This window comes from Enterococcus alishanensis (assembly GCF_019218635.1).
Taxonomy (GTDB): Bacteria; Bacillota; Bacilli; order Lactobacillales; family Enterococcaceae; genus Enterococcus_A; species Enterococcus_A alishanensis.
Genome location: NZ_JAHUZB010000019.1, coordinates 1 through 6,908 on the forward strand (window position 1 = coordinate 1; position 6,908 = coordinate 6,908).

Annotated in this window: 3 protein-coding genes; all 3 read left to right on the forward strand. The window is 36.2% G+C overall.

All coding sequences use genetic code 11. The features are described from left to right. Positions 1-252 (forward strand): tyrosine-type recombinase/integrase (locus KUA55_RS17995; RefSeq protein ID WP_218327736.1); only part of this gene is annotated, 252 nt, incomplete at its 5' end. A 315-nt stretch (positions 253-567) separates the two neighbouring features. After that, complete coding sequence (locus tag KUA55_RS18000; protein ID WP_218327756.1) at positions 568-1,245, forward strand: winged helix-turn-helix domain-containing protein; 678 nt, start codon at positions 568-570, stop codon at positions 1,243-1,245. A 21-nt stretch (positions 1,246-1,266) separates the two neighbouring features. After that, positions 1,267-6,908: InlB B-repeat-containing protein (locus tag KUA55_RS18005; RefSeq protein WP_218327757.1), on the forward strand; the 5,642-nt coding region annotated here is incomplete at its 3' end.

Below are 6,908 nucleotides of genomic sequence, written 5' to 3' on the forward strand. Positions count from 1 at the left end.
GAACTACCTCAAGAGCCTAGGCAAATTACTTACTATTTCCACCAAATTTTAACGAAATGTGACTTGAAAAATATTCACTTTCACCAATTGCGTCATACTTTTGCCACGAGATGTATTGAAGCTAATGCTAGCATCACAGCAGTAAGTGCAATTCTTGGCCATGCATCTACTCAAATGACCCTTGATGTCTATACTGATGCAAATTTAAAAAGTCGCCAACAAGCAATCTTAAAAAGAGAACAAATCGCCTAACGTCATTTTTCTTCAATATTCATTTAAAAAATGAAATGAGAAAACTGAGGGGGGCTTTTTTTGTTTTTTTTTCAGATTCTTCCTCTTTTAAAGCTGTGACATTTTCCGTTTATGTTATCGCTAGCTTTCAAGATAAAAAGTACCTCGTTATTCCGTAATAGCCGTCAATGGTCGTCAATGAGCCTATTCAAAAACTATTGATATCAAGGTTTATAGTCTTGTGCTTGGTATTCACTATACCAAGTACAAATTAATATAAACGAATATGTTGATTATCTTTTTTTAAGAAAGAAAAAAATGAAAGGAGGTGTAAAAGTGAGAGTTCTTATTGTAACAAATAATATAGAAAATGAAATGACGCTCCATGAGCAACTATGCCGATTAAATCATGAGATATATATAACTCGTGATTTATATGTAAATTGGTTGCAAAGTGGGAAATTCCCACGTTGGACAAGTAATTTTCCAATTATTATTATCAGTGAAACAATTTCACAAAAGGAAGCTCTGGAAATTCTTGAGTACATTATTAGTTGGGAAACTATCTGTTTATTAAAAACAGATGAAGTATTAACTATTGAGGAAGAAGGAATTCTATGTGATGGCGGCTTTGATGCTTGTATTTCAACTCAAGGATCCTTTTCAGAACTTAGAGAAACAATATTTAATTGTTCGACAAAAGAAAAAAAAGGGATAGATATTCAAAAAAAACAGTTAACAGTTACTTTTAAAAATTTTCAAGAGCAACTGGCTCCAAAAGATCAACAAATTATTTCCGTATTACTAAAAGCTACCGATAGACCCATTACTAGAAAAGAATTGTCAAATATATTGTGGCATAAATGTACAAATGCTACTTTAAGTCAACTCTCATTACGAATAGGCAAAATTAATAAACGAATTTTTAATGAATATGGTGTGGAATCTGCTATCCAAACATTATGGGGTAAAGGTTACTATTTCAAAGAACTTTTCTATGCAAATATAAATTAAATTAGATAGGAGTAAATTTTTATGAGTAAGAAAAAGATAGCAGTTTATTTGTCTTTGTTTGCCTTGCTATTCAATTCTTTTTTACAACCCGGAGTTGTTTTAGCTGAGGAGTTAACAACGTCTACTGAAGAACCAGCGGGAAGTAATACGTCAGGCACTTTGGAAGAGTCAACGATTCCCTCGGCAGATTCTAGTAGTTTAGAAAGTTCAGCAACAACATCTAGTAAAATTGATACAGAAGACCCTGTAAGTTATGAAGGAGAGGTGACAAACCCAAGAATAACTTATAATGCAAACGGTGGATCAAACTCTGGTGTAGTTAAAAACGATCAAATCGCTCTAAACGGTGCATATACTGTAGGTACTGTTGGAACAGGAGCGGATCAATTAAATTTCACAGCTCCAAGTCCATCTAAACAAATTTTTGATGGATGGAATACAGATCCTAATGGTGGAGGAGATAGCTATTCGTCAGGTGAAGTGGTTGATTCTTGGCCATACAGTACGGATACTATTCTATATGCTCAATGGGCAACTGCTTCTACAGTATCGTACAATTTGAACGGTGCAACTAGTCAGTCGACACCTGCAAGTCAATTTGGAAAATCTGGGACCACTGTTACGGTACCTAGTATACCTACAGATTTGGTAATGAAAGAAAATACTAGTGCAGCGGGGACATGGACGACTAACGCCGATGGAACGGGAACTGAGTATTCGCCAGGTAGCTCTTATACTTTAACGGATAGCAATACTATTCTGTATTTAAAAATTGTTGCTAATCCTTTTGATGCAGATGCAACTTTGACCTTCAACTTAGATGGAGGTACTACTACAGATACAGATCTCACAAATGGAATTAAAACTAATGTCAGTAATGACTATAAAGTAAGTCTGCCTTCCGCTACGCCGACCAAAACAAACTATACTTTTGCAGGATGGTCCATTAATAACAAGACTTATGCTGCTTCATCTGAAGTTACTTTAACATACTCTACTGTCGCAAAAGCGTTATGGACACCGATACAATATGTTTTATATGAAAATGGCTTGCCTTCAGGATCTAGTGATACTGTGGCAGGGATGCCATCTAATACACAAGTTCCTGCGAATGGCGCAAAATATACAGTACCCAACAATGTACCTACAAGGACTTCTAATGATGGAAGTGGGACTATATATAAATTTGAATATTGGAGATTAGATAATACTCAGAATATCGCACCAGGTGGTCAATGGAGCACTAACAAACAAGTTGCAACATGGCATTTTGTCGCGATATGGTCTTCATTTAATCCAACATCTCAATGGACTGTTTCGTTAAATTCTAATAGCGCAACTGGGGGAGCCAAACCATATGAGTATACTTATGTTGATAAAGGAAAAGCATTAATTATTCCTGGTAGAGGAAGTATGGTTAAAAGTGGATTCACTTTTGTCGGATGGTCAGATGGCACTACTGTATATTCTGCAGGTGATAGTTATACTCCTACAGGTAATATAACCCTTACTGCTGAATGGATGGAGAATAGTACACAGGGAACCATAAAGTTCATTACACAATCTAAAAGTGGAAGTAACCCTTCTGCTCAAACTGGAACTGCGGGAGATCAAATTAAGTTACCCGATATTCCTGTAGATAATACTCCTCCGCAAGAAGGATACGTTTTTTGGGGATGGGCTAAAGACAAAAATGCAACAGTTCCCGACTATTATGCTGGGAAATCTTATACCCTATCAACAGGAATAACTACACTTTACGGTGTGTGGACAGGTTCACTATCTGAATATTGGACACAAATCAAGGTGAATGTTGATGGAGCAGATGGAAGTTTACCAGAAGGTATAAAATCAAATAATTTTTATGAACTTACTAGCGCTACTGACACCCATCTGTTTACTGTACCTACAATAACAAAAACAGGATACACATTAACTGGATGGTACTATAGTAAGGATGCAAAGACATACCAACCAGGTGATACTATAAGTTTAGCAAACATTGCAGAAACTAAAAATCCTGGAACATTAACAGCTAAATGGGATCCTATCACATATAAAATAACCTATGATAAAGGAGACGCCACTGGTGGTGCAGTTCCAACTACTGACACGATCACTGTAAATTATAATAAATCCTATACAGTTCTTAAAAACACGAATTCCTTAGTAAAAGACGGATATACCTTTATAGGTTGGACTGATGGAACAAATATTTACACACCTGGTCAGAACCTTTCTCCAACAAAGGATATAGTCTTGAAACCTGCTTGGAAAAAAAATCCTAGTGGTGGCGGAGGCGGAGGAACTATTGGAAATGTCAATATTATGTATGTTGCATTGGAAAGTGGTGTGACGGGTGATCTGCCAGATTCTGTAAATGTAGTGGGAAATTATACTACTAGTTATACTGTAGCTAATCCAAAAAGTAATTTCTCTTATCCAGGATATACCTTTTCTGGTTGGTATTTATTAGATTCTACGGGTCAAAAGATATTTTATTCCCCAGGGTCGTCTTTTGTTGTTGGAAATACTAATTTAATTTTTTATGCGGCATGGACAAAAGAAGTACCAGTTCCTGAAAACTCTTATAAAGTAGAGTTTAATGGAAATAAAAATACATCAGGACTGGTTCCGGATAGTCAATACGTACTAAAAGGTAGTAGTACAAAACTACCAAGTTCTAATACTTTAGTCAGGGACGAATTTAAGGATAATAATGCCTCTACTGGAACTATTGAAACAAACCCTTATATTTTCGTAGGCTGGAGTAAAAATAAGGATGCCAAAGCAAATGATTCAGATGTTCTTCTTGCAGGAACATCTATTACGCCAACTTCTGATGAAGTTTATTATGCAATTTGGGATTTAAAAGTGAAAGATATAACTTTAACATATGATGGAAATGGGAATACTGGTGGAACACCTCCAGCCAGTGTGACTGAGAAACGTTATACAGAAGGAAAAATTGATAGTTCAAATCAAGGTTCAACACTCACAAAATCTGTTGTAGTATCTGGGGAACTAACAACTTATGTATTTGCTGGATGGAATACGAAAGCTGATGGTACAGGAACTGATTATTACTCAGGTTCATTGTTCAATTTTCCTCAAGATACAACACTTTATGCTAAATGGGTGCCAATAAAATCAACTTCTTTAGCTCGAATTATCTATCTTGGTAATGGTCAGACCTCTGGAGATTTTATTCGATATGATGACACTTCTGCTAGTAGTTATACAATCAAGGGTGCAGGAAACATGGCAAAAAGTGAACATATATTTACTGGATGGAATACAAAAGCTGATGGCACAGGAACTAGCTACAATTCCGGAGAATCTATTACGACAAGTGATCACACGAGTTTAGTTTTGTATGCTCAATGGGAAAAAGCAGCCAGTGGAATAAATGTTATCTATAATGGAAATGGTAATACTTCAGGCAGCCTTCCAGATTCATTTAATGGGCCTAAAGGATCCAACGTTACTCTTGCAAGTTCTGCAGATGTTACTGCACTAGGATTGAAAAAAACTGGTTATATGTTTGCAGGGTGGTCAAAAAATATTGCAGGAACAGGAACACAATATGTTGCTGGTCAATCGTATACCTTTAATGAAAATACTATTTTATATGCGATTTGGGCAGAGGATGGGAACTATATAGCGACCCCATCTGAAGTTACCTATCATCCTAACTATAATGGAGTCTCAGATACTTACAATGTAAAAGGATCTGTAGACAGCACGGCTACTGTTGATGGGACTAATATTCTTCATGGACATAAAGTTGTCGCACAAGAAATAAATGGTGGCGTATATTTAGGTGAAGATTATACTGTGGCTTCTTATTCTACTACGGGACTTCCTAATAGAACAAATTACGCTTTTGCTGGTTGGTCTACAGACCCTAAAGCTACTAAGGCAATGTATTCATCTGAACAAGTTATTAATATGAATACTACTAGTTTAGATTTGTATGCCGTTTGGGTGCCAGGAACATATCAAATTATTTTTGATAAAAATGCTGCAGATGCTACTGAAACCATGAATAACCAAACAGTCACCTACGATAAAGATACAAATCTAAATATGAATCAGTATAAACGACCAGGCTACTCTTTTACTGGTTGGACTACTAAATCAGATGGTTCAGGCGATACCTATGAAGATAAAGTTAGCATCAAAAATTTGGCAGAAGTAGATGAAAGCATCACATTATATGCTCAATGGTCTGGTAATAAAGAAAATAGTATTCTATTTGATTTAAATGCAGACAATGATCCTAATGCAACAACAGATCAAAAGGATATTCTGAACTTAGCAACAGGGTCAAACTATGATCTTTCTACAGACATCAAAGATGCTAGTCGTACAGGGTATAAATTTACAGGTTGGTATACAGAAGCAACAGGCTCCACTAAGATGCCAGCTTCGTTAGTCATTCCTAACGGAAATACAACTTACTATGCCCATTGGGAAGCAATCAATTACGAAGTTGCTTTTGATAAGAATGCATCAGATGCAATTGGTTCTATGAGTAATCAAGCTTTTGCATATGATGAACAAAAAGAATTATCTGAGAATACTTTCACACGACCTGGATATACCTTTACAGGTTGGAATACTGAGGCAAAGGGATCAGGAACAACCTATGCAGATAAAGCACAAGTCAAAAACTTGTTAGCTAAAGATGGAAGTACCATCACGTTATATGCTCAATGGTCTGGTAATGAAAGCAACAATATTCTATTTGATCTAAATGCAAACAATGATCCTAATGCAACAACAGATCAAAAAAATATTCTGAACCTAGCAACAGGATCAAGTTATGATCTTTCTACAGGCATCAAAGATGCTAGTCGTACAGGGTATAAATTTACAGGTTGGTATACAGACGCAACAGGCTCCACTAAGATGCCAGCTTCATTAGTCATTCCTAACGGAAATACAACTTACTATGCCCATTGGGAAGCAATCAATTACGAAGTTGCTTTTGATAAGAATGCATCAGATGCAATTGGTTCTATGAGTAATCAAGCTTTTGCATATGATGAACAAAAAGAATTATCTGAGAATACTTTCACACGACCTGGATATACCTTTACAGGTTGGAATACTGAGGCAAAAGGATCAGGAACAACCTATGCAGATAAAGCACAAGTCAAAAACTTGTTAGCTAAAGATGGAAGTACCATCACGTTGTATGCTCAATGGTCTGGTAATGAAAGTAACAATATTCTATTTGATCTAAATGCAAACAATGATCCTAACGCAACAACAGATCAAAAAAATATTCTGAACTTAGCAACAGGGTCAAGTTATGATCTTTCTACAGGCATCAAAGATGCCAGTCGCACAGGGTATAAATTTACAGGTTGGTATACAGAAGCAACAGGCTCCACTAAGATGCCAGCTTCATTAGTCATTCCTAACGGAAATACAACTTACTATGCCCATTGGGAAGCAATCAATTACGAAGTTGCCTTTGATAAGAATGCATCAGATGCGATTGGTTCTATGAGTAATCAAGCTTTTGCATATGATGAACAAAAAGAATTATCTGAGAATACTTTCACACGACCTGGATATACCTTTACAGGTTGGAATACTGAGGCAAAAGGATCAGGAACAACCTATGCAGATAAAGCACAAGTCAAAAACTT